Annotated in this window: 24 protein-coding genes; 2 read left to right on the plus strand and 22 right to left on the minus strand. The window is 71.7% G+C overall.

Annotation, left to right across the window (positions count from 1 at the left end):
- Positions 1-9: 9 nt before the first annotated feature.
- From G9U51_RS06340 to G9U51_RS06355, 4 genes are all read right to left on the minus strand, one after another.
- Positions 10-228 carry a DUF4244 domain-containing protein gene (locus tag G9U51_RS06340; protein ID WP_166194821.1) on the minus strand — a complete coding sequence of 73 codons (219 nt, stop codon included), beginning with the start codon at positions 226-228 and terminating at the stop codon, positions 10-12.
- A 102-nt stretch (positions 229-330) separates the two neighbouring features.
- A complete protein-coding gene (locus G9U51_RS06345) occupies positions 331-837 on the minus strand; it encodes a type II secretion system F family protein (RefSeq protein ID WP_166194824.1) in 507 nt (168 codons plus the stop codon).
- The gene (locus G9U51_RS06350; protein WP_166194827.1) at positions 834-1,496 is read right to left on the minus strand and encodes a type II secretion system F family protein; all 663 of its coding nucleotides are present in this window, start codon (positions 1,494-1,496) and stop codon (positions 834-836) included. The genes G9U51_RS06345 and G9U51_RS06350 overlap by 4 nt, the downstream gene beginning before the upstream one ends.
- A complete protein-coding gene (locus tag G9U51_RS06355) occupies positions 1,490-2,077 on the minus strand; it encodes an ATPase, T2SS/T4P/T4SS family (protein WP_407941425.1) in 588 nt (195 codons plus the stop codon). Before G9U51_RS06355 ends, G9U51_RS06350 begins: the two co-directional genes overlap by 7 nt.
- On the opposite strand from G9U51_RS06355, the gene G9U51_RS06360 reads away from it, so the two are divergent.
- Positions 2,069-3,601 (plus strand): recombinase family protein, encoded by a 1,533-nt coding sequence (locus G9U51_RS06360; RefSeq protein ID WP_084202150.1) that lies wholly within the window; start codon positions 2,069-2,071, stop codon positions 3,599-3,601. The genes G9U51_RS06355 and G9U51_RS06360 overlap by 9 nt on opposite strands.
- 231 nt (positions 3,602-3,832) lie before the next feature.
- Here G9U51_RS06360 and G9U51_RS06365 read toward each other — a convergent pair whose 3' ends face one another.
- The 9 genes from G9U51_RS06365 to G9U51_RS06405 all read right to left on the minus strand — a co-directional run bounded on the left by G9U51_RS06365 (position 3,833) and on the right by G9U51_RS06405 (position 13,247).
- Positions 3,833-4,447 (minus strand): hypothetical protein, encoded by a 615-nt coding sequence (locus G9U51_RS06365; protein WP_166194830.1) that lies wholly within the window; start codon positions 4,445-4,447, stop codon positions 3,833-3,835.
- A gap of 7 nt (positions 4,448-4,454) precedes the next feature.
- Positions 4,455-4,892 carry a single stranded DNA-binding domain-containing protein gene (locus G9U51_RS06370; RefSeq protein ID WP_076690499.1) on the minus strand — a complete coding sequence of 146 codons (438 nt, stop codon included), beginning with the start codon at positions 4,890-4,892 and terminating at the stop codon, positions 4,455-4,457.
- A gap of 72 nt (positions 4,893-4,964) precedes the next feature.
- Complete coding sequence (locus tag G9U51_RS06375; protein WP_166194833.1) at positions 4,965-6,740, minus strand: type IV secretory system conjugative DNA transfer family protein; 1,776 nt, start codon at positions 6,738-6,740, stop codon at positions 4,965-4,967.
- On the minus strand, positions 6,737-7,294 hold the full coding sequence (locus tag G9U51_RS06380; protein ID WP_232321745.1) for a hypothetical protein: 558 nt from the start codon (positions 7,292-7,294) through the stop codon (positions 6,737-6,739). The genes G9U51_RS06375 and G9U51_RS06380 overlap by 4 nt, the downstream gene beginning before the upstream one ends.
- Entirely contained in the window at positions 7,294-8,841 is a 1,548-nt protein-coding gene (locus tag G9U51_RS06385; RefSeq protein ID WP_076690497.1) for a VirB4 family type IV secretion system protein, read from the minus strand. Before G9U51_RS06385 ends, G9U51_RS06380 begins: the two co-directional genes overlap by 1 nt.
- The gene (locus G9U51_RS17310) at positions 8,838-10,010 is read right to left on the minus strand and encodes a hypothetical protein (protein WP_232321744.1); all 1,173 of its coding nucleotides are present in this window, start codon (positions 10,008-10,010) and stop codon (positions 8,838-8,840) included. Before G9U51_RS17310 ends, G9U51_RS06385 begins: the two co-directional genes overlap by 4 nt.
- A 38-nt stretch (positions 10,011-10,048) precedes the next feature.
- Positions 10,049-11,509 (minus strand): SCO6880 family protein, encoded by a 1,461-nt coding sequence (locus G9U51_RS06395; RefSeq protein WP_076690496.1) that lies wholly within the window; start codon positions 11,507-11,509, stop codon positions 10,049-10,051.
- A 6-nt stretch (positions 11,510-11,515) separates the two neighbouring features.
- A complete protein-coding gene (locus tag G9U51_RS06400; RefSeq protein ID WP_076692165.1) occupies positions 11,516-12,937 on the minus strand; it encodes a conjugal transfer protein TrbL in 1,422 nt (473 codons plus the stop codon).
- Positions 12,938-12,977: 40 nt separating this feature from the next.
- Positions 12,978-13,247 carry a DUF6112 family protein gene (locus tag G9U51_RS06405; RefSeq protein ID WP_062764860.1) on the minus strand — a complete coding sequence of 90 codons (270 nt, stop codon included), beginning with the start codon at positions 13,245-13,247 and terminating at the stop codon, positions 12,978-12,980.
- A gap of 102 nt (positions 13,248-13,349) precedes the next feature.
- Between G9U51_RS06405 and G9U51_RS06410 the strand changes: the two genes are divergently transcribed.
- Entirely contained in the window at positions 13,350-13,964 is a 615-nt protein-coding gene (locus tag G9U51_RS06410; RefSeq protein ID WP_076690494.1) for a class I SAM-dependent methyltransferase, read from the plus strand.
- A 16-nt stretch (positions 13,965-13,980) separates the two neighbouring features.
- Here the strand turns inward: G9U51_RS06410 and G9U51_RS06415 are convergent, their stop codons facing one another.
- The 9 genes from G9U51_RS06415 to G9U51_RS06455 form a co-directional block, all read right to left on the minus strand.
- On the minus strand, positions 13,981-14,247 hold the full coding sequence (locus G9U51_RS06415) for a DUF6112 family protein (RefSeq protein WP_166194836.1): 267 nt from the start codon (positions 14,245-14,247) through the stop codon (positions 13,981-13,983).
- Positions 14,247-15,413: a M23 family metallopeptidase gene (locus G9U51_RS06420; RefSeq protein WP_076690492.1), complete on the minus strand. Its 1,167-nt coding sequence runs from the start codon at positions 15,411-15,413 to the stop codon at positions 14,247-14,249. Before G9U51_RS06420 ends, G9U51_RS06415 begins: the two co-directional genes overlap by 1 nt.
- Before the next feature lie 15 nt (positions 15,414-15,428).
- Positions 15,429-16,130 carry a hypothetical protein gene (locus G9U51_RS06425; protein ID WP_166194839.1) on the minus strand — a complete coding sequence of 234 codons (702 nt, stop codon included), beginning with the start codon at positions 16,128-16,130 and terminating at the stop codon, positions 15,429-15,431.
- A 99-nt stretch (positions 16,131-16,229) separates the two neighbouring features.
- On the minus strand, positions 16,230-17,309 hold the full coding sequence (locus G9U51_RS06430) for a ParB/RepB/Spo0J family partition protein (RefSeq protein ID WP_076690490.1): 1,080 nt from the start codon (positions 17,307-17,309) through the stop codon (positions 16,230-16,232).
- Positions 17,306-18,172 carry a hypothetical protein gene (locus G9U51_RS06435; RefSeq protein ID WP_076690489.1) on the minus strand — a complete coding sequence of 289 codons (867 nt, stop codon included), beginning with the start codon at positions 18,170-18,172 and terminating at the stop codon, positions 17,306-17,308. Before G9U51_RS06435 ends, G9U51_RS06430 begins: the two co-directional genes overlap by 4 nt.
- A gap of 79 nt (positions 18,173-18,251) precedes the next feature.
- Entirely contained in the window at positions 18,252-18,713 is a 462-nt protein-coding gene (locus tag G9U51_RS06440) for a hypothetical protein (RefSeq protein ID WP_076690488.1), read from the minus strand.
- A complete protein-coding gene (locus tag G9U51_RS06445; RefSeq protein ID WP_076690487.1) occupies positions 18,710-19,372 on the minus strand; it encodes a DUF2637 domain-containing protein in 663 nt (220 codons plus the stop codon). The genes G9U51_RS06440 and G9U51_RS06445 overlap by 4 nt, the downstream gene beginning before the upstream one ends.
- Complete coding sequence (locus G9U51_RS06450; protein WP_076690486.1) at positions 19,372-20,304, minus strand: bifunctional DNA primase/polymerase; 933 nt, start codon at positions 20,302-20,304, stop codon at positions 19,372-19,374. Before G9U51_RS06450 ends, G9U51_RS06445 begins: the two co-directional genes overlap by 1 nt.
- Positions 20,304-21,392 carry an ArdC family protein gene (locus tag G9U51_RS06455; protein ID WP_207948063.1) on the minus strand — a complete coding sequence of 363 codons (1,089 nt, stop codon included), beginning with the start codon at positions 21,390-21,392 and terminating at the stop codon, positions 20,304-20,306. Before G9U51_RS06455 ends, G9U51_RS06450 begins: the two co-directional genes overlap by 1 nt.
- Between the last annotated feature and the right edge of the window lie 198 nt (positions 21,393-21,590).

Raw genomic sequence — 21,590 nt, forward strand, 5'->3', positions numbered from 1 at the left:
CGCGAGCCATCAGCCGGCGACGTTGAGCGCGCCGGTGATGATGCTGATCAGCGCGCCCTTCACCGCACCGGACTTCACGATGCCGATCAGCACCACCGCGAAACTCACCGCGGCGAGAATGCCGACGGCATATTCCGAGGTGGCCATCCCGGCGTCTCGGCCCAGGGCGACCATCCGCTGCCAACGGGCCACCAACTGCAGCCCACCTCGCGTCGACGTTCTGCTCATCCGTGCTCCCTTCCTCCGGCGGCCCCAGCGGGCCGCTCCATGCACCGGGAGCGGTCGCCCCCGGTGCGCCGGGCGAGCTGCCCGGTCGATCCGTTGCCGCGGTCATGTCACGCCGCTGAGGACGTCCCGGGCGAGGGCGGCGATCACCGGCACCACGGCGAGCAGCCCGAAGGCCGGGAGGAAGAACAGCCCGAGCGGTATGACGAGCGCCACCCCCAGCCGTGCGGCGGCGGCTTCCTGCCGGGCTGCTTCGTCGGCGCGCAAGGCGTCGGCGGCATCGTGCAACAGGTCGCGCGGTGGCACGCCGGCCTCCTCGGCCAGCACCAGAGCGGCGGCGGCGCGCTGCCAGACCTCGGGCAGGTCCGCCCAGGCCGCCGCGCCGAGGACACCCCACCGCAGCGCGGCCACCACCTGGCGCAGGTGCGAGCCGATCACCGGCCCGGACACTTCAGCGACGGCCGCGACGGCATCCACCAGCGCCGCACCGCCGGAGAGACCGATCGCGATCAGGTCGATCGCCACCGCCACGTCGAGCACCGTCTCCGGACCGGCCGGTGCGTCGCCGACCGTCCTCGGCGCGGCCGTCGTCGTCACCTCCGCCGTCGTCATAGCGATGGCACCGCCGTCGCCCGCCGGATCATCCAGCCGGTGGCCCGGCGACCGGCGAGCACCAGCGCGACTCCGGGCAGCAGGGTGACGAGCGCCAGCGGCCCGGCATACACGGTGAGGGGGTCCGCGCCGAGGGCGGTGGCGAGCAGGACGCCGAGCACCGGCAGACCGGTCAGCAACTGCATCGACGCGCGCGGAGCTGCGGTCACGATGCGCAGCCGGCGGCGCTGGTCAATCTCGAAACGCCCGAGGCGGGCGGCCAGCCGCAGCGACCGGGCCAGCGGACAGCCGGTTGCTTCCGACAACGCCCAGGTGCGGGCCACCCCGACGATGACCGGCTGCCGACCGACGGCCGCCAGCCGCCACCACATCCGGGTGAGATCGCCACCGTGCTCGGCAGCGGTCACGACCTGCGCGAGCGCCGCTCGCAGGTGTGCGTCGCCGAGCCGCTCGAGCGTCTGGCGCCCGGCGACGGCGACGGCCGTCGCCGGCATCACGCCGGCACCCACCGCGGTCGCCAGCGCCTCCACGAGCGCGACCAACTGTTCGTCGTCGGGCGCAGGCCGCCGCCGCACCCGTGGCACCGCAAGTCTTGGCCGGGGCAGCACACCCGGCCAGCACAGGCCCGCCCCGAGCAGGAGAGCGAGCAGTGTCACCACGACCCCAACCACCGCTGCAGATCGGGCCAGGCGGGACCGCGCCGCAGGCCCTCCGGGCCACCTCCCACCGCAGCACGCACCACCAGTTGTCCACTCGGGTCCCGGCCGATCACGCCCACCTCGGCCACCCGGCGCTGGCCACCGCTGCGGTCGAGATGGATCACGACCTGTAGCGCGCTGGCGAGCTGGGTGCGCACCGCCTCCGGCGACATTGCCGCGAGCGCCCCGAGGGCTTCGAACCGCGCGATGACGTCGGCGGGGGCGTTGGCGTGCACGGTGCCGCACCCACCCTCGTGGCCGGTGTTGAGGGCGCTCATCAGCTCGCGCACCTCGGCGCCGCGCACCTCCCCGACGACGATGCGATCCGGACGCATCCGCAGGGCCTGTCGCACCAGCACCGACAGGGTGATCTCGCCGACCCCCTCGACGTTGGGTGCCCGACCCTCCAACCGCACGACATGCGGGTGCTCGATGCGCAACTCGCGCACGTCCTCCACCAGCACGATCCGCTCGTCGGCGGGCACTTCGCGCAGCATCGCCCCGAGCAGCGTGGTCTTCTCCACTTGGTGCGAATGACGCACCTGTTGAGTGGAGGTGTCGAGATGGCGATGAGTGAGTTGGAGAGGCCGCGGACGGGCGAGGTTACTGGTGTCGCGGAGCAGGTGCTGGTGTATCTGCGGATCAGCGAGGACCGGACGGGCGAGGAGGCCGGCGTCGAGCGGCAGCGCGATGACTGCCTGGCCCTGTGCGGTCGCCTTGGCCTGGATGTGGCCGCTGGGGACGTGTTTATGGACAACGACACGTCGGCGTATCTGAACAAGAAGCGCCCCGAGTTCGAGAAGATGCTGGCTCGTGTCAGGCAGGGTCCGTCGCGGGTCGTGGTCTGGCATGTGGATCGCCTCTACCGGCGCCCGCGCGAGTTGGAAGACTTGATCGACTTGGTGGAGTCGCACCCGATCCGTATCGAGGCGGTGATGGGGGGCGCGTTCGATCTGAACACGCATGAGGGCCGGTTGATGGCTCGCCAGCTCGTCGCGATGGCCGCGTACGAGTCCGGGCACAAGGCCGACCGGATCAGGCGCGCGAACCGGCAGAAGGCCGAGCGTGGTGATTGGCATGGGGCGGCGAAGTTCGGGTACGGCACCGGCGGCGTGTTGATCCCGGAGCAGGCGGCGGTGATCCGTGAAATGGCTGACAGGTTCCTGGCGGGCCAGTCGTTGCGGTCGATCACGGCGTGGCTGAACGAGGAGTCGGGGTTCCCGGCCCCGCAGGCGCACACGGGCAAGACGCTCGGGGTGTGGCACGCGACGACGGTGAAGTCGATCCTGGTGTCCGCGCGTATCTCGGGTCAGCGCGCCTACGAGCCGGCACGGAAGCGTGGGGATGCTCCGGCGGGGCGGGAGATTCTGGGTCCGGGGAGCTGGGAGGCGATCATCACCCCAGAGGAGACGACCCGTATCCGGGCGATGCTCTCCCACCCGGACCGCCGGGTCGGGGCGTCCTCGATCAACCTGTTGTCGGCGATCGCGACGTGCGGGAAGTGTGGCTCCGGGCTGGTGTCGGGCAAGAACCGTCGCGGCCCCTCGGATGCGAAGCGCCGCTACTACCGTTGCATGCCCGTCCCCGGCCACCCAGAACGCGGCGGCCTTTCGGTGACGGCGACCGGGTTGGAGACGGTGGTGTCTGAGGCGGTGATCGCCCGGCTCGCGGCGACGACCCTGCCCGCCGATGACGGCAAGACGGGCGGTGCGGTCGCGGAGGCGATGGGGCGGATCATGGCGGCACGGCACCGGATGGAAGACCTAGCCCGCGACTACGGCGCGGGGCTGCTGGCCCGCAGCGAATACCACGCGGGCCGTGTCGCGGCGCAGAACGCCGTCAGAGAAGCCGAAACCACCCTCGGCACCCTGAACCGCGGCGACGCCCTCAAAGGACTCCCCATCGGCGACGAGGCCGCTCTGCGGCACGCTTGGTACGAGGAGTGGACGGTCGGGCAGAAGCGGGCGATCCTGAACGCGCTGATCGACACGCTCGTTGTCCTCCCGGACCCGAACTGCGGCTCCCGGTTCCGGCCCGGACGGGTCCAGCTCACCTTCAAAGCCTGACCGGCAGCCGCCCGCGCACGGCGGGCGGGCATCATCCGGGGTGGGCAACGAGCGCGCGGAGCCGGTCGAGTGCCACTGGATCGGTGACCGCGAAGGACACCCCGGATGCCTCGCACGCCTGCCGCGTCCACTCTCGAATGTCGAAGTCCCCGGCGAGTGCCGGCGTCCGCGGGGCCGCGCCAGCACCGTCTGGTATCGCGTCCAGGCGAGGCTCGGGCCGCAGGGTGGTGGTCACGGCAACTCTCCGGTGTCCGGGTTGAGGCCGGCGTAGAACTCGTCCTCGGCCTGACGGCGGGCGGTGATATCCTCCCCCGTGAACTGTGCGAAGTCGGCATCGCGGTGCGGGATGACGATGTCCTCGACGGATGGGGCGGGCTTCTCGCCGGGCCAGGCGGTCTGCCGTGTGGGACGGTCGCGGTCCAGGCGGGTGCCGGACGCGGCGACCCACTCCCGCAGTCGTCCTCGTGCCTCGGCGAAGTCGCGGTGCCAGCCCAGCGGCGCGGACCCGTTCTCCTCCGGGTCATACGCGCACAGCCAGTGCAGATGCAACGCGCTCAGCTCCCATACCAGCTCTGCATGCCGGTGCCAGAACGGCGGGAGGACGCTGGCGGGAAGCCCGTAGGTGCGGCGCAACCAGTTCACCCACTTATTCAGCTCCCGCCACTCGACCTTGGCCTCGTCGGCGGTGAGCAGGTTCCAGTTGACCGGATGCGGCGGCTCGGGCAGTTCCTCGCCCTGGCCGCTCTCATTCGACTCCTCCGCGGCGTCCTCGGTTTCGGCGTCGATGTCGGTGGGAGGCTCTGGCGCGTCGTCGGGTTCAGGCGCGGTAGCGGTGTGCTCGGTCATCTCAGCCTCACAGAGCCGGGGCGGGTGCGGACGGGCGGGTGCTGCGTGGTGCGGTGAACTGCACGGGCAGGTCACGGTGCCGGGTGGGCTGATCGGTCGGGACGTCGGGGACGGCGGCGGTGGGGCGGCGTCCGACCTTCCACATCTCGAACTCCTGCCCGGTGATCGTGGCTGGGTCGGTGCGGTCCCGGACCGGGCGGAACCGGCCCTCGGCGACGAACCCGGTCCCCTTGGACAGCAGCGCGGCCGCTTCCTCGGCGGCGTCGCCGTAGGCGACGATAGGGACGTACTCGGTGGGCAGTTTCGTGTAGGTGCCGTCCCGTTCCCGGCGGCCCTGCCGCTGGCCGGCGCGGGCGTAGAAGCGGGGCGTGCCGTCGCGGGCCGGGTCCGTGGACGGCTCCGTGGCGACATACCCCGACAAGGACTGGTGAGTGCGGACAGCCATCAGACTTCCTCCTGACATCAACGACCCCGAGAATCCGGGGCCTCCATGCCAGGCAGGTGCGCTCACCCGCCCCTACGGTCGCTGTTGCAGCAGTGCCTCGACCTCCGTGCGGTCCGCGCGCAGCCTGGTCGCGTCGGGTCGCTGGGTCCAGGTGCGGAGCCTGGTGACGATGGGCGGGGCGGATCGGAGTAGGACGAGGGCGGTGCCGAACGGGAGGGTGCGGATCGCGTCAGGTGGCATGATCGGCACCCGCCGGATGGAGCGTTGCGCGGTGCGGGACCCGTGGTCGCCGACGGTGGTGGAGTCGGTCACCTCGTCCCGCTCGCCGATGAGGGTGGTGAGGTCGTGGAGGTCTTTCGAGTTCGATGCGCCGCCGAGGATGATCTTCACAATGCTGGCGTCCCAGATGGCACCGGCGGCGTTCTCGGACCACTTCTCGCGAGCTTGGGCGAGGCTTTGGAGGACGGGCATGGTGGTGATCCCGGTGCCGCCTCCTTCGGCCATCAGGGTCGGCAGCGACGGGAGCGGGGCGAGGTTGCCGACCTCATCCAGCGCGAGCAGCAGCGGCGGGTCCAGGCGTGCGCCGGGGCTGGTCGCGGCGATCCGGCGTGCGGCTTCCACGACATCCTCCACGAATGCCGCGACCAGTGCGGCGGAGTTGTTGGCTCCCGCGCCGGTCGCGAGGAGGTAGAGGGTGCCTTTGGCGCGGAGGAACGCTTCGGGGTCGAAGTCCTCGCCCTCCCGTGGGGATACGGCGTCGAGGACGCGGGGGTCTGCGAGGGCGGCCAGGGCGAGGGAGACGCCTTGCCAGATGGAGTCGCGGGTGCGGGGGTCGGAGTCGATCATCGCTTGCAAGCCTTCCGCCCACCCGACTGCCGCGTTCGGGTTCGCGGTGAGGATCGCGACCGCGTCCGCGGCGGCGGACGGGTCGAGGGTCCACCGGAACAGCTCGCCCGGTGGACGGTAGTCGAGGGCGGCGGCGTGCAGGAGGGCTTGGAGAGCGGTGCGGGTCTTCCCTTCCCAGAATCCGCCGCCTTCGACACCGCCGGCGGACAGGCCGGTGCCGGCGGCGAGTCCGGTGGCGCGGATCATCGCCGTCAGCGGGTCCTCGCATCCGCGGATCGGTGACCAGCGCAGGCCGGCGGGGACGCCTTCGGCGAGGTGCTGAGGGTCGAACACCGCCACCGGCCCGCCGCGGCGCTCACGGGCGCGGAGGGTCGCGGCGAGGTTGTCCGGGCGGGTGCTGGTGGTGACCACCGCGCCGGGCGCGTCAAGGATCGCGTTGATGACGATATGGGCGCCTTTGCCGGACCGGGGCGGGCCGAGCAGGAGAATCGAGTCCTCCACCGACGCCCATACTCCGTGCCCGCGGGACGCGCCGATCCGGTATCCGACATCTGTGGGTTGCGGGGTGTCCAGGGAGGGGCGCAGGTGTCCGGCCCGGTGCAGCAGCGCCTTCTCGGAGCCGGCGCGTGCGACCTCGGTGCGGGTGGCGATCCCGGCGATCCGGTACGGGTCGGTCTTCACCTGCCGGCCGTGATCGCGCAGCAGCCGCCACCCCCACCACCCGGCCGCGCCTGCGGTGAGGATGAGGACGCTCGCGGTGATCCAGTACGCGACCGCGCCCAGACCTGGGGCGTCGAGCGCGGTGGCCGGGTCGCCGGGGTTCAGCAGCACGCCCAGGCCGGCCTCGATACCGCCGGCGGGTTGGGTGGTGCCGGTGATCCAGGCGGCGACGGACCCGGCGCCGCGGAGGATGGCGGCGAGGATCGCGGCTGAGATGAGGATGCCGATGCCGAGGTTGCTGAGCTCGTCGCCGAGGGACCCGGATGGCCTGGGGGTGCTCATCCGGGGTGCCCGATCGTGAGGGTGCCGGAGACGCGGCCGAGCAGGATCACCTCGCGGGTCGGAGACGCGCCAGCCTGTTCGGCGGTGAGCAGGGCGCGCATGGTCCCGTCCGGGGCGGCATCGCCGTGCGCGATGACCACCGCTATGGCGACATCCTCACCGGGCACGAAGCCCGCCCCGTGCAGGACGACCAGCTCCGGCATCGCCTGACGTGCAGGGCGGTCCGGGGTAGGGTCGGGTGCGGGCCGGCGGCGGCGTGTGCTGGGGGTGATGATGTCGGTGAACACCGTTCCGTCCGCCTCACGGACCTCGACCCTCACCGCCGAACGGTGCGTGTCGGTGAGCTGGTCGAGCACGCGGGCGAAGTCCTCCCGCCGCCACGCTGGTGCGAACGGTTCCGGCGCCACCGGCTCCCCGTCCACGGTGACCGTCAAGGTCCCGGTAGGCGCGACGGTGATGACCACTTGTGGCAGCACGACCGGGACCGGCGGTGTCTCGCTCTCACGGTCTGGGTCGGGGTTGGGGGTGGTGCGCTTGTAGCGCGGGCGGGCCATCAGGATTCCTGCCGATCGTTCGAGATTCCCGAAGAACCGTCGAGATTCCTGAACTCGCGGCCTTTCTGGGTCATGCGTCCGGTGGTGTCGAACGCGGCGAGTTCGGCGGGGTGGAGCTGGTGCTGGACGACGAAGGAGCGGTCCTTGATCCGCCACAGGCCCTGCCCGGTGCCGAGCCCGGGGAGCAGCTTCTGCTCCGTGCCGGTGAGCCCGAGCGCGGTCGCGGTCGCGCCGAGCTGGTCGGGCTCTTGCCGGTAGATGATCCTGGTCTCGGCGTTCGCCAATAAGGACGAGGCGAGGGCGCGCATGGCGGAACCTTGGTCGCCGACGTTGTCGAGGTCGGTGAGCTTGTGGAAGATCAGCATGTTCGCGATCCCGAAATGCCTCGCGAGCCTCCATTGGGCGTCCATGCGGCGCAGCAGGGCGGGGTATTGCATGAGGCGCCAGGCTTCGTCGTAGATCACCCACCGTTGGCCGCCGTCCGGGTCCGACAGCGCCGACTCCATCCACGCGGAGGAACACGTCATCAGCACGGAGATGAGCGTGGCGTTCTCCGCGACCCTCGACAGGTCCAGGGACACCATCGGCAGGGACGGGTCGAACCGGACCGTCGAGGGGCCGTCGAAGAGTCCTTGGAGGTCTCCGGCGACCAGGCGACGCAGAGCATGTCCGACCAGGCGGCCGTCTTCGGCGAGGCGCCCGTCTTCGTCGTCGGCGGGGTTGGGGGCGAGGATGCGGTCGACGACCATCGGCAGGATCGGCACCTCCGCCGACCTCACGGCGTCCCTCAGGGCGAGGTCGATGGCGGTGTGCTCCAGCGGCGAGAGCGGCCGGTCCAGCACGGTCTCCGCGAGAGCGCCGATCAGGTCGCGGCGGCGGGAGGCGACCTGCATCGCCCATTCCGCATCCGACACGGCGGAAGGCCGGTGTCCCTCATCGAGTGGGTTGAGGCGGTTCGACAGGCCGTGGCCGAGGACGATCGCTCGTCCGCCGACTGCTTCGGCGACGGCGGTGTGCTCGCCTTTCGGGTCGCCGGGAACGTACACGCGACGGCCGAACGGGAGGGAGCGGGTGTAGAGGGACTTCGCCAGCGACGACTTCCCCGACCCGACGATCCCGGCCAGCACGACATTTGGGGCGGTGATGAGGCCCCGCTGGTAGAGCACCCACGGGTCGTACACGAACGACCCGCCGGAGTAGAGGTCTTGGCCGACGAACACCCCTTGGCTGCCGAGGCCGCCTTCGGCGAGGAACGGGTACTGGCCGGCGAGGGTCGCACTCGTGTCTTGGTGCTTGGGGAGTCGGAACCGGACCGGTGTCCGCAGCGCCGCCGGTCCCGGCTCGCCGGCGGCGGGCAGGTAGGTGGTGGCGCGTTTCTCGGCCTGCTCGGCCTGCCAGCGGGCTTTCGCCTGCGCCTTCCGCATCTCGCGGGCGGTGGTCTCGATCCGGGTCGCGGCCTGTCTGCGGGCCTTGCGGTGCCGGCGGCGTTCGCCTTCCGGGCCGACCAGCACCGCCGTATGCAGCCGGCCCTCCTCCTGCCCGGTCACAGCGCCAGCCCCCGCCCCTGCGACGCAGACGCGCCCGGCCGGCGCGCGAACCAGTCCTTCCCCTCCGATCGCCGCGTCCGCGCCTGCGCACGCTCCGACGTCCCCGCGGCCGATACCGACGCCGAGGCGGGGGCCGGTGCGGCGACCGCGCCCAGCTCCGGGTCGGGGGCAGCGTGGTGGGCACGCAGCAGGGAGACGTGGCTGAGGAAGGGACTGTAGGTGAGGGTGTAGGTGCCGTGGGTCGCGGTGCGGTCGAGGGTCCCGACAGGGGGTGTGTCGTAGACGTATCCGTTCTCGAGCGCGGCCTGGGTCGTCTCCTCCCCGAAGTCGTAGCCGGTGAGGTGGTCGATCGCGGCGTCCGTGCCGTCTCGGTCGATGATGTCGAGCACACGGTCCGCGTCCTCCCCTTGGAGGAACACGACACTCACCCATCGCCGGTCGGTCGTGTCGGGCAGGTCGGGGTCGTGGTCGATCAGCTCGGCCAGGCTGTCGGGGTCGCGGCGGGCGGCGTCGGCCACCCATTCGGGGAACGCCCCGTCGTGGTCGGTGTGGTCGCCGGGGTGATCGAGCGCGTACTGGCGGGAATCGCCGGCGGCGGATAGGAACACCGCGAGCTCCCGCAGCGCCCGCGCCGGGGACACCGGCGCTCCGGTCCCGGTGAACAGGTCCCGCCCTTCGATGCTCTGCCCGGTGGCGGGGTGCTGGATCAGGTACGCGTACCGCTGGTGCTCACCCAGCGGCACGTCCGGCCACACTGTCAACGTCAGCTCCCCGGCCTGCACCGTGGCACGCACGGCGCCGGAGGTGTCGAGCGGTTCCGGTGCGGGGTGCCAGGCGATCCGCCCGGACTGCGACATTGCCGCGTCCACCCGGTCATGCACCGCATCCAGCAGGGTGCCGGCCTGGTGCAGCTCGTCGGCAGCCGCCAGCGCAGCGGTCGCCCCGGCGGTCTGGTTGCCGGCGTCGTCATGCGCGCGGGACCGACCGCCGATGTGGGCGGCGGCGAGCTGGTCGAGCACCTGCCGCAGCGACCGCACCCCCGCCAGCAGATCACCGAGCACCGCGTAAGTGTCAGCCGGGTCGGCGAACGTGCGAGTCGCGTGGGCGAGCCCCCGCAGCGCCTGGGATGCCTCGGCGGCGTCGTCTACCGGATGGGTGAAGGTCGGCATGATCGGAACTCCTCGCAAGTGCGGTCGGGTGGGGGTGGTCAGACGTTTCGGCACAGCGGCAGCGCGGCGGCGGTGAACGCCTGGGCTTGCTGGCCGACCAGGCGGCGGGTTTCGCAGGACGCTTGGATCGCGGACTGCTCGACCGCGGCGACCGCGGCGTCGAGCTCATCGACGGTGGGCGCGGAGATGCTGATGAGGCCGGTGACGCGCAGGACGCCGTGCCCGGCGGTCAGATCGGCCTCCTGTTGCAGCACGTCGTCCAACTCGGCGGATGCGCCTGCGTCTTCGATCTGCCCGATCTTGCGGCGCTGGGCGGCATCGCTGATGAGTTCGGTTTTCTTCTTCCGCAGGTCGCGGGCGGCCTGGTCGGCGCGGACGGGGGTGTAGTGCAGGGAGAGGGTGCGCAGGATGCCGCCGGTGAGCACGAGCGGGGCCAGGAACCCCGGATAGACCTGGGAGCGGGGCCATTCGGTGATCCACAGCACTGCATGGTGCGCGGAATCCGACCGCAGCCGTTCCCACGTCTCGGTGACCGCGACCGGGCCTGCGGTGGCGAGGTCGCGGCCGAGATCGCCGTGTCGTTCCAGGGCGGGCGCGGCGGCGGGGTCGTAGGCGGAGCGGAGGATGACGGCGACCTCTCCTGGCGTGAGCCAACCGGTGCTGGACAGCTCCGCCGCGCGCAGCGCCGTCGTGAGCGTGGTCATCTCCTGCCGCAGCACCGCCGCGGCGCCTCTTATCCCGCCGCCGGCGGTCCTGATCTGCCGGGCGGCGGCTTTCATGTCGAGTGCGAGGCTGATGGTGGTGGCGTGGCGTTCCCCGGCGGGGCCGGCCCGGTCGATGAGTTCGGCGTAGGTGGTTGCAGCCCACGAGCCGTCGTCGGTGCCGTGGGTGGCCCACCACTCCGCGAGCCCGGTCCCGGAGTCGGGCAGGGTCCGTTCGGACACCTGAATCCGCGCGATTCGTCCGGACCGGCACGAGGCGGCCAGCACGCGCCCCCACCCGGACACGCGGCGCTGCTGCTCGCCGGGGTCCAGGAGCACGAACGCGGGATGGGAGACGCCGAGGATGACGGTGAGGGTCTGCGCGTGGGGGTCGTGGATCATGCCCGCCCCGGTCTCCGGGTCCTCCCACTCCCGCAGGGCCGCGGCATCCCCGGGCAGGGCGAGGGTTCCGGCTGGGCGCGGGGCGATGACCCGGCGGCGGTGGATGAGCTGCCCGAGATAGGTTCGCGCCGCCCAGCGGGCAAGGATGGGCACCCACTCGATCACCTTCCGCCCGCCGGCGGGGATGACCGCGAGAAGCGCAGCGCCGGCCCAGACAGGGGAGGTCCAGGCCAGACCCATGCCCCCTGCCGTGTAGAGGGAGGCGACGACGATGAGGATCGCGATGCCGAGGACGATCAGTTGCGGCAACGACAGGCCCAGCAAGATTCCACGGCGCGTGAGACGAGAGAACTGCACCGGGGCCAGCGGGTAGTCGGCGTGCGTAGTGGTGGCCATCAGGGGTCACTCCTTCCCAGAAGCGGCAGGCTTGGTCGACGGCGGCGGTGCCGGCTGGGAACGGCGCGGCGCAGACCCGGAGGAGGGCGGCACGGTCGGGGCGGGGTTCGCGGTGGCGGGCGGGACCGGCGGCGGAGCGGCCTGCTCCGCTGCTGCCCCGGCGTGGCCGTCGGCGGCTCCGCCGACGGCGGTCCCGGCCTTCGGCCCGGCGGTCGCGGCGCCCTTGACGACCGCGCCCCCGACGATCACGGCCGCACCGACCGGACCAGCCGCCGCCCCAGCACCCGCAGCGCCGGCCCCCGCACCCGCGCCGGCGCCAGCGCCGGCACTCGCTCCGCCGGATGCAGCGGTTGTGCCTGCGGCGGTCCCTGTCGTTCCCGCGCTGGCCGTGGTCCCGGCGGCGCCCTTCGGAGCCGCCCCGCCTCCACCGGCACCGCTGGCGCCGGTGCCGGGGTTGCCGCCGTCGAGGACTTTCTTGGCGGTGTCGCCCTGCGGGGCGGACGGGACGGGGACGGGCCGGTTCAGCGCCGACTTCGCCTCTTGTTCCGAGCTCATCGCGTGGTACATGTCGAACCCCACGAACGACAGGAACTTGTAGGTGATGTACGGCGCGAACGCCGCAACGAACATCAGCACCACCCCCGCGATCGGGTCGCTGATCGAGGCAAGGTCCGCCTCGATCGGGGCGGACACCTGGCCGATGGCGACCAGGAAGATCACCACCAGGACGAGCTTGGAGAGAATCAGCGCGATCACGAACGCCGCCCACTTGCCGAACCAGCCCTTGGTCGCATCCCACGTCGCCCCGGCCAAGGCGATGGGTCCGAACACGATCGCGACCAGCAGCAGCGCCTTCCTTATGAGGAGGGAGAACCAGACGATTGCCGCCGCACTGATGGCAAGGCCGGCGAGGAAGATGGTCAGGATCGCGCCGACGCCAGGGGCGGCGATGTTGATCCCGGCAAGTCCCGTGGCGAGGAGCCCGATCTGGGTCCCCATCCCTTCCATCGTGTTCCCGGTCGCCTGCACGATCCCCACCGCGAGCTGATCGGTCACTTCCAGCAGCAGCGCGGTCAGGGTGATGACCAGGAACGACCCGAGCACGCTCTTGGCGAGGCCGAGGGCGGCACGACTGAGCGCGGTGGGGTCGCGGTGGATGAGGCCGGTGATGAGCTGCAAGCAGAAGAACACGAGCATCACGAAGATCGCGACACCGAACAGGACGTTGTAGACGCCGACATACTCCGCGGACGTGACGTCGACGAGAGTGGTGGTATCGAACACCCACCACACCGCCTCGAACAGCCACGCGGCAGCACCGGCCATCGCCTGCCCGAGCCAGTCGAACGGTGCCGCGATCAGCGACGCGGTGCCCTCGCCGACCGCATCGCAGACCGAGGAGATGACCGGGACATCGCAGATGCTCACCGCACCCACCCCCACGGATGGTGCCTTGCTCGGGTGGTCATCAGACGGCCTGCCCGACGCCCCAGAAGAAATTGATGAGCGTCACCGCGGCACCGCAGATGATCGCCGCCCCGCACGACACGAGCACACCGACCTTCCCGCGGGAGGCGAGGTGCGGGTTGGAGGAGTTGGCGCCGAACCCCCACACGATCGCCGAGACGATCAGCGCGAGGACGGAAAGGATCAGGCCCACGGTCATCACCGCGCCGACGATGATGCGCAGTTGCTCGATACCGGGAAGGCCCGAGCTGTTGGGGTCGATGTCGATCACGAGGGTGCTCCTGACTGTTCACGAGACGTGTTCTCGACGGTCAGGTGCACCCCGTCACCCCGCACCGAGAGCAGCGCGGATGGTGGCTCGTATCGTGGAGACGTGTCAGTGAGTCGAGTGGGGGCCGCGTATGCGAAGCGTGCGGGCGAGTACATCGACGCCCTAGGGTTCATCGAGGCCACGGCCGAGCAAGACAGGGAACTGATCGGGGAATGGGCGGAGGACGTCCCCGGCCTGATCCTCGATGTCGGGTGCGGGCCGGGACACTGGACGGCGTGGCTGCACCAACGAGGTCACGACATCGAAGGCATCGACCCGGTGCCCGCATTCATCGACCACGCCACGGCGACCTACCCGAATGTCCCGTTCCGTGTCGGACAAGCCGAGCACCTGCACGTCGCGGACGCCAGTCTCGGCGGCATCCTGGCCTGGTACTCGCTCATCCACACCGACCCCGCCCGTGTCCCGGCCGTGCTCGGCGCCCTCGCCCGCGCCCTCACTCCGGACGGGTCGCTCGCACTCGGATTCTTCGACGGCCCGGTGGTCGCCGCGTTCGATCACGCGGTGACCACCGCCTACGTCTGGACTATCGACGCGCTCGCACAAGCGGTGGAGGAAGCCGGGTTCACCGTGACTGCGCGGTACACGCGCACGGACCCCGGCGCCCGGCCGCACGGGGCGATCATCGCCCGTCGAACCCGGTCCGGCTCGGACTGATCGGCTGCGTCCGCGGTCAGAGCTGTTCGCCGACGCCGAGGAGGAAGTTGACCCAGGCGACCCCGGCGCCGGCGAGGGCTGCGGCGCCGAGGGAGACGAACAGGCCGGTGCGGGCTTTGGTGGCGGCCTGGTAGTTGCCGGAGGATGAGGCTGTTGCCCAGACGATCGAGCAGACGATCAGCATCAGCACGGCGATCACGAGGACGAACATCAGCAGCGCGCCGACGATCGCGCGTAGGTCGCTCGCGCCGCCGACGCCGCCGAAGTCGGGGAACACGTCCATCAGAGCCCACCGCCTGCCGTGCAGGAGGCCAGGGTGGTGGCGCCGCCACTTATGCCTTCCGCGCCGTGGTCGGTCAACCAGGCGTCCCCGTCGACGGGTTCAGCGCCTCGCCCGCCGGGGTAGATCTCGAAGTGCAGGTGCGGCCCCGTGGACTGGCCGGAGGAGCCGACATCGCCGATGTGCTGCCCGGCGGTGACCGTCTGCCCTCCGGTGACGTGGATGCCGTGCTCCCACATGTGCGCGTAGTACGACGCGACCCGCTGCCCGCCCACGGTGTGCTCGATGACGATCAGGCCGCCGTAGCCGCCGGAGAACTCCGCCAGCACCACGACGCCGTCTGCGGCGGCGAGGATCGGGGTGCCGTCCGCGGCGGCGAAGTCCGAGCCGGTGTGGAAGGAGCGTTCCCCGGTGGTCGGGTGTGTGCGCCACCCGAACGGGCTCGTGCGCACCCACGTCCCCTCCGGCAGCGGGAACACGATCCGGGTGGTCTCCGGCACCACCGGGGCACCACCGACCCCGGTGGGTGCGGGGCGGGTGAGGGCGGCGAGGATGGCTTCGGCGACCGGTTGATAGTTCTGATACCTGTCCGGGTACGCGGAGACTTCGACGGCTTGCGCGGCTTCGCCGGGGTCCATGCTCTGCCAACCGGGGATGTCGAGCAGGCCGCGCGGCGAGGGGTAGTTGGGGCCGGTGGGTCCGCCGTAGAACGCGCGCGCCTGATAGGTCGGGTCCATGAGGTCGGCGACGGTGCCCCACCCGGATTGCGGGCGCATCTGGAACAGGCCCAGGCTGTCGCGGTCACCGCCGTTGCCGTCGTTCGGGTAGTCCGCCGATTCGGGGTAGGTGCCGGTGTTGGCGAGCATCCGCAGCGTGGACTCGGTCAGCGCCGCCATCAGCGCGATCACCACGCCGGGCCGGCCGACTCCGGCGGTCTGGGAGCCTGTGGTGATGATCGTCGCCGCGTGCGTGAGCTGCGTCTTGTTCAGGGTGATGGTCTCCCCGTTGCGGGTGGTGGCGGTCAGGGAATCCGGGATCGGGCCGACGATCAGCGATCCCGGCGCGCAGGCGGTCATCGCTGGGTTGACCACCGCAGCGACCCCGACGAGCACGACCGAGGGGGCCAGAAACAGCAGAACGATCGCGGCGGCGGCGAGCTTCTTCCACATCAGGACACCGCCCGTCTATCGCAGGGGGTTGTCGAGCTGGGACAGCCGCAGCAGCTCACAGTGCGTGCCGGTGATCCCTCGGTTGGTGACAACCGGGGCACAGACGATGAACACCGTGAAGACGATCGGGCGGGAGGCCTCGACGGGTTCGGTGCCCCAGGTGCCGTCCCGATGCCGGGTCCCCTCGATGGTGTAGGCAACGGCCCCTTCGGGTATCTGGCCGGGGGCTGCCTGCGAGGTCGCGGTCTCCCACGCCTCCGGCACGAACATCTCCTGGATGCTCAGCCATTGCCGGGTCTGGTGCTGTCGGAGCTGCGCCCACGCCTCGGCGCCGGGCAGGTAGGCGCGGACGTCGCCGGCCAGCACGTCCGCCTCTTCGCCGGCGGCGACATCCACGATGACCTGGGCGTAGTCGGCCGGGCCGTACCCGTTGGTGGTGTCCCAGCCGAATAGTGCCTGGGCGACCTGACGGGCGAACGTCTCCGGCCCGCCGAGCTGTGACACGGGCGCTGGCCCGGCCGGGGACGTTCCGGTTGGCGGGGCCGTGATGGTCGGGGCCGCCGTGCCGGTGGGGGCGGGTTCTGTGCGGGGTGCGGGGCCGCGCAGCAGCCCGTAGATGCCGACACTGACCAGCAGGGCGAGGACGAGACCTGCGGCGATCAGGGCGATCAGCACACGGCGGCGGCGACGATCATCGGCAGGGGCGGTGGGGTCCATGCGAGGGTCCTCCCAGAAGGCGACAGAAGTGGTCGCCAGGAAGGTGCACCCCGCCACCCCGAGAGCCGATCAAATCGGCGCCGGTCAGGTCGGTGCCGGTCAGGCGATGTGTTCGCCCAGGCGCTGTGCCTGCCGGGACGCGCGTGCGGCGTCAGCGAACGCGACGGTGCCGGCGATGGTGTCCTCGAACCGCGCCCATTGCTCGTCGGTGAGCGCCGGGCCGACCTCGGCGGGGTCGTGGTGGGTCCACCAGCCGGCGAGGTCGTCCCAGATCGCGAGGAAGACGGTCAGCGGGTACGGCACCACCTCGCCCGGCTCGACCGCTGTGAGCCGGGGACGGGGTTTGCGGCCCGTCTTCTTCGCCGCTCGCACGCGGGCGAGCGCGTCTTTGGCGAGGTGCTCCAGCTCCACAGCGCGCGCGTCCCGTTCCGCGGCCCGCACACCGGCGGCCTCCGCCCTGGCCTGCTCGCACAGCTCCGCCGGCTGGGTGGGGTCGGCGGCGAGCTGGTCGAGCTCGGCGAGGGACAGTTCGGCGTTCATGCGCAGGTGAGCGGGGTAGACCTTCCCGCCGGCTCTGATCCGCTCCACCTCCTCCGCCGCACGCTGCCGGACAGCGTCGGGCTGGTCGGGGTCGGCGGCGAGGTCTTCGAGGCGCACGATGCGTTCCATCGTGGTGTGGGAGTCGCGGCCGGTGACCATCTGCGCGGCCTGCACCGCCGCCTCCCCAAAGCCCGCCCACGGTGCCGTTAAGTTAACGGCACCGTTCTTCTCGTTCGCGCCGGCGGGCTGGAATCGGGTGGCCTCCTGTCGCAGCGTGGCCCCTTCGGTCAGGAGGGCTTTGAGCTCCCGGTAGAGGGCGGCGGCTTCGAGCTGGGTCAGCGGTTTGTGCAGCAGGTTGTCGTCCTGCTCGGCCAGGAGTTGCCCGAGCCGGTCGGACACCCCGGACCGGACCCACACGTTGACGGTCTTCCACCCGAGCTGGCGGATCGCCGCGAGGCGGCGGGCACCGCAGATCAGGTGCCCGTCGAGGGTGATCGTGATCGGTTGCAGCAGCCCGTTGCGGCGGATCGACTCGACCAGCGGTGCCAGGTCGCCGTAGTCCTGCCGGTGCCGAGACCCGACGCCGATGGCATCGACGGCCCGCTCCAGCTCGATGTGTCCGCCGGGCGTGGTGCTCATGGCAGATCGTCCCCGGTGTCGGGGGCGGCGAGCCCTGCGGTGAGTACGAGGTCGTCGTCGCGCAGCAGCGCGCGGAGGGGTTCGCCGTTCAGCAGCCGTAGCAGCAGGCCGCGCCCGGTGTTGGTGCCGGACAGTGCAGGGTCGGGGTGGCCGAGCACGATCCGCAGCAGCGTCGTCCACGACGAGCCCGGCAGGTCCAGCAGGGCGCGGGCCTGCCGGTCGCGGCGCAGCGTCTCGAACGCCGACGCCCGCGAGACGGACTCCGCAAGCCGTCCGGTGATGTACTCCACCGCGGCTCGTGCCGTCGCCGGCTCCCAGCCCACCCAGGACAGCAGCGCAATCGTGTCCTCCACCGCGGCGGTGACGTTCACCGCACGCTCCGGCACCACCTCACCACCGTTCTCCTCATCGTCGGTGTCGGTGTCGGCGAAGGGGGCGATGTGAAAGGCGGGGTGGTAGTCGGGCAGCGGGTTCTCCCGGTCGCTGAACCGCTCGGCGTCGTGGAACACCGAGTAGCGGGGGCGGCGTGCCTGGTGCACCGAGCACAGCAGCCCGTTGCCGCGTTCCTCGCCGATGCAAGTCACCTGTACCGCGCGGGTGACCACCGCCCACGGGTCATCCGCGCGGCGGGTCGCCGCTCCCCGCATAGCCTCGAACGCGGCCGAGGCAGCCTCCCACGGGTCCAGACCGTGCTTCTTGGCGAGCGCGGCGTACTTGTCGGCGGCGTGCCGCATCAGCAAGGCGGCCTCCGGGTCGTGCCGCCACGCGCCCTTGCCCGCCTCGTGCAGCCGGTTCAGGAGCGCGCGCAGCGCCTCCGAGTCCTCGAATCTCGCCCGCTGTTCGCGGGGGCTTTCCGGTGTCATCACACAACCTCCTGCACAGCAGGTGCACCAGGACTCCCACCCGACGCCGTGCGCGTCGACCGATCCGGGGTGGACACGGCTACCCCAACCCGATTCCGGACCGCGACACCCACGAGTGCCGGGGGCTCCCGCCGCGACCGAATGCAGTCACCGGGGGCAGGCGACGTGCCCTCTCGCTCACCACCCGTGCCCCTGAGCGGGCGACGGTGCGCGCACCCCGGTACGCCTGTCCGGGGGCCCGGCGGGCTCGGCGGGCGAGCTCGGCATGGAAGTCGATGCCCTGCTCGGCGACCCTGCCCGTCCGCGCGGCCAGCAGATCGGTGGGCCGCACCCACTCCACCCCCGACCGTCGCCGCCCCGCCTCCGCGTCGGCCTTCGGCTTCGTCACGGACGGGTCGCCATGCCGGGCCAACTCCGACACCTCCCCGTCCCCGCCTCGCCTCGGCTCCTCGGTCGCCGGCGCCGACTCATCGCGGTGTCCCTGGCGGACGGGAACGGGATGCTGCTCGTGCGTGGCAGGGGTCTGGTTGTCGTCGTTCATGTTGTCTCCTCCGAGTCGGGGCCGGTCATCGCCGGCCGGGCGAACCAGCGGCCCACCGTGGACGGGTGCACGCCCAGGTGGCGGGCGATCTGCTTGTTCGACCAGCCCTCCTCGTCCCGCAGCAGCACCGCCGCCTCACGCCCCTCACCCCGCGATACCGCCGCCGTCGCCACCGGGACGGACGGCATCACCGGCTGACCCACGGGGACATCCGCCGCTGTCGGCGGCTCGGCAGAAGGGTCGGATGCGGGCGCGGGGACGGGGCGGGTGAGGATGACGGTGAGGTGGGTGATCGCCAGCAGCACCAGCGGGGGCACCGCCGCGACGGACGCGGCGAGCACCGCCGGCACGTCGGCGTCGGCGGCGACGACGGCATGGATCGCGTTGGCCGTCACCGACACCACCGCTCCGGCGGCCAGCAGCCCCCACGGGTACCACGCCTGCCGGTGCCCGGCCAGGGCGACCACGGCGACGGTTGCGACCACGATGATGCCGTCCACGATCAGCGGCCACGCCCACGCCTGCCCCGCCTCGATCCCGGAACGCCGGGCCAGGTCCGCCAGAGCGGTGAACGACAGCCAGAACGCTCCCGCGGCGATGAACACCGTCCCGCCCGCCGCGGTCACCACCGCCCACCGCCTCCCCGCCTGAACCGCCATCACAACCCCCTCCCCGGTACGGCCGGGCGGGCCGACCCGGGGCGGCGGTCGAACCAGCCGACCCCTGCCGGTGACGCGGTCTGCGTCGCGGAGGTCGTCGTGCGCCTGACGGGGTCGGGGTGAACGGCGCGGTAGGCGGATCGGACGGTCGCGGTGATCTCCCGCGGCCCAAAGTCCGACTTCGCTGCCGTCAGCACCGCATCGAGGGCATCAGCGAGCGGGACGCCGCCTTCGGCCAGTCGGCACGACGCCCAGAACAGTTTGAGATTGCGGTCGGTGTCCTGCCGGTCCACCCACCGCGCCAACCGCTCCGCATCCTCCCGACCCACCCGCTGCCCGCCGACCGGACGGGGGCGGATCGGAGGGTGGGGGTCGAGGAAGTCCCGCAACCTGCCCGCATCCGGCTCGCGTCCCGGGCCGGGGGCGACCTGGACAATGCGGTATCCGACCGTGGCGGCGCCGATGGGTCGGGACGAGGGCGGGACGATGATGTATCCGCCGTCGCCACGGAAATCGACTCCCGCGCGCCCGGCCTGCCAGGACCGTTGCGCGGTGCCCGGTGTCGCCGGGTAGTAGGCGTGCATGCCGCCCGTGGGGGTGCGCACCAGCAGCTCCCAACCCTCGACCAGACCCGCGTCGCCGGCACGGCGGAAGCTCGCCCGCCCGTCGACCGGGCCGTGCACGTCCACATCCACCACCACCAGCCCGGACGGCGCCCCCGTGGGGACGGCGATGTTCGCGCCCGGCCACCGTCGCCACCACGCCGACACCTGGGCGGGATCGGTGCTCGCGTCGTGGAACCCGTGCCCGGTCAGGGGGCGCTTGCCGCCCGGCACGCACGGGAACACCGGCACCCCAGCGTCCGCGAACCGTGCCGCGGCCGCAGGCAACGGCAGGCCCGCTGCCTCGGTGAACAGCGACGCGGCCCGCATCACAAGCCCCTCACCGCGGTATCCGCCGCCCGAGACGCCCGCGCCGGCTCCACCCGCGCCGCCGTCGCAGGCCGCTCCGCCCGCGCAGGGCGTTCGGTACGCGGGGCGTCGCGGTTCAGGCCGGGCGGGTCGCCTCCGCCGAGCTGCACGGTCGGGAGGGCATCGAGGATCGCCCCGGCGGTCTTGCGGACCCGCTCTCCGGTGGCCTGCACCACCTCGGCGGGGTCCTTGTCCTTCACCGTCCCGGCCCACCCCGACACATACGGGATCGTGTACGAGCTGGTGTCCATGCCGTGCGCGGCGCCGATCATCAACGCCACCGACTCCGCCTCCACCTCCCCGATCCCGCGATGCCGTGTCGCATCCGGGTTGTCGGGGCCGTGCAGGCGCACATGCGCGAGCTCGTGCGCGAGGGTCTTCACCTGCGCGGCATCGTCCATGTCCATCCGCACCGAGACCGTGCGATTCGTGTAGTCGGTCAGGCCGTTCGCGCCGTGGATCAGCCCGGCGCGCTCGACCCGCAGCACCGCGAATCCTTCCGCTTCCACCAGGCCGGCCAAGCCCTCCCATAGCCCTTCGGGCGCGGCGCCTTCCAGCAGCACCGGCGCAGCGCGCTCAGGGATCGGATCACCCGTCGTCTGCGACACGTCCCAGACATAGGCCGGCTTCGCGCCGACCATCCGGGAGCGCACCGCCTCGCCCGGCTTCGGCTTCTCGAACCGCCCCAGCCGGCGCCACGACAACGAGTCCCGCGGGGTCGAGGACGCGAACCGGCCCGTCACCGGGGCGAAGATCATGTACCCCGGCTGGCCCTTCTCCACCTGACGGCCGAGTGTCTGCCACTGCTTGTACCCGGCGACATACGTCGGCTCCGTCGCCGACACCCGCCCCTGCTCGAAAGCGTCGAGATGCTGAGCCCAGATCAGCAGCGTGTTCCCAAACGACCGCGACCGGAACCGGGCTGCGAACTCGAGCGCGCGACGCCAGTCGTCCCCGGAGGAAAGCTGACCGACCGCAGCCGCCAGCCGTTCATGCAGCGCGTCGAGCTTCGCATCCCGCGCGGCCCGCTGATCCTCGGTCGCGGCCATCGGTGTCCTCCTCCCGGCGTGTCACACCGCACACGGCGGATGACTCCTGCGACCAGAAGGTGCGCCAAGAGGAACAGCGAAGGTCGAGACGGACGACGGGCAAAGTTGGCGACCGCCAGGCGCAGCGCTGAACCCGACGTGGTCAAACTCGGTCTACATCATCCGCTGGCGCCCTGGCGATCTGAGCACCAAAACATG

Source organism: Metallococcus carri (assembly GCF_011440275.1).
GTDB classification, from domain to species: domain Bacteria; phylum Actinomycetota; class Actinomycetes; order Actinomycetales; family Dermatophilaceae; genus Metallococcus; species Metallococcus carri.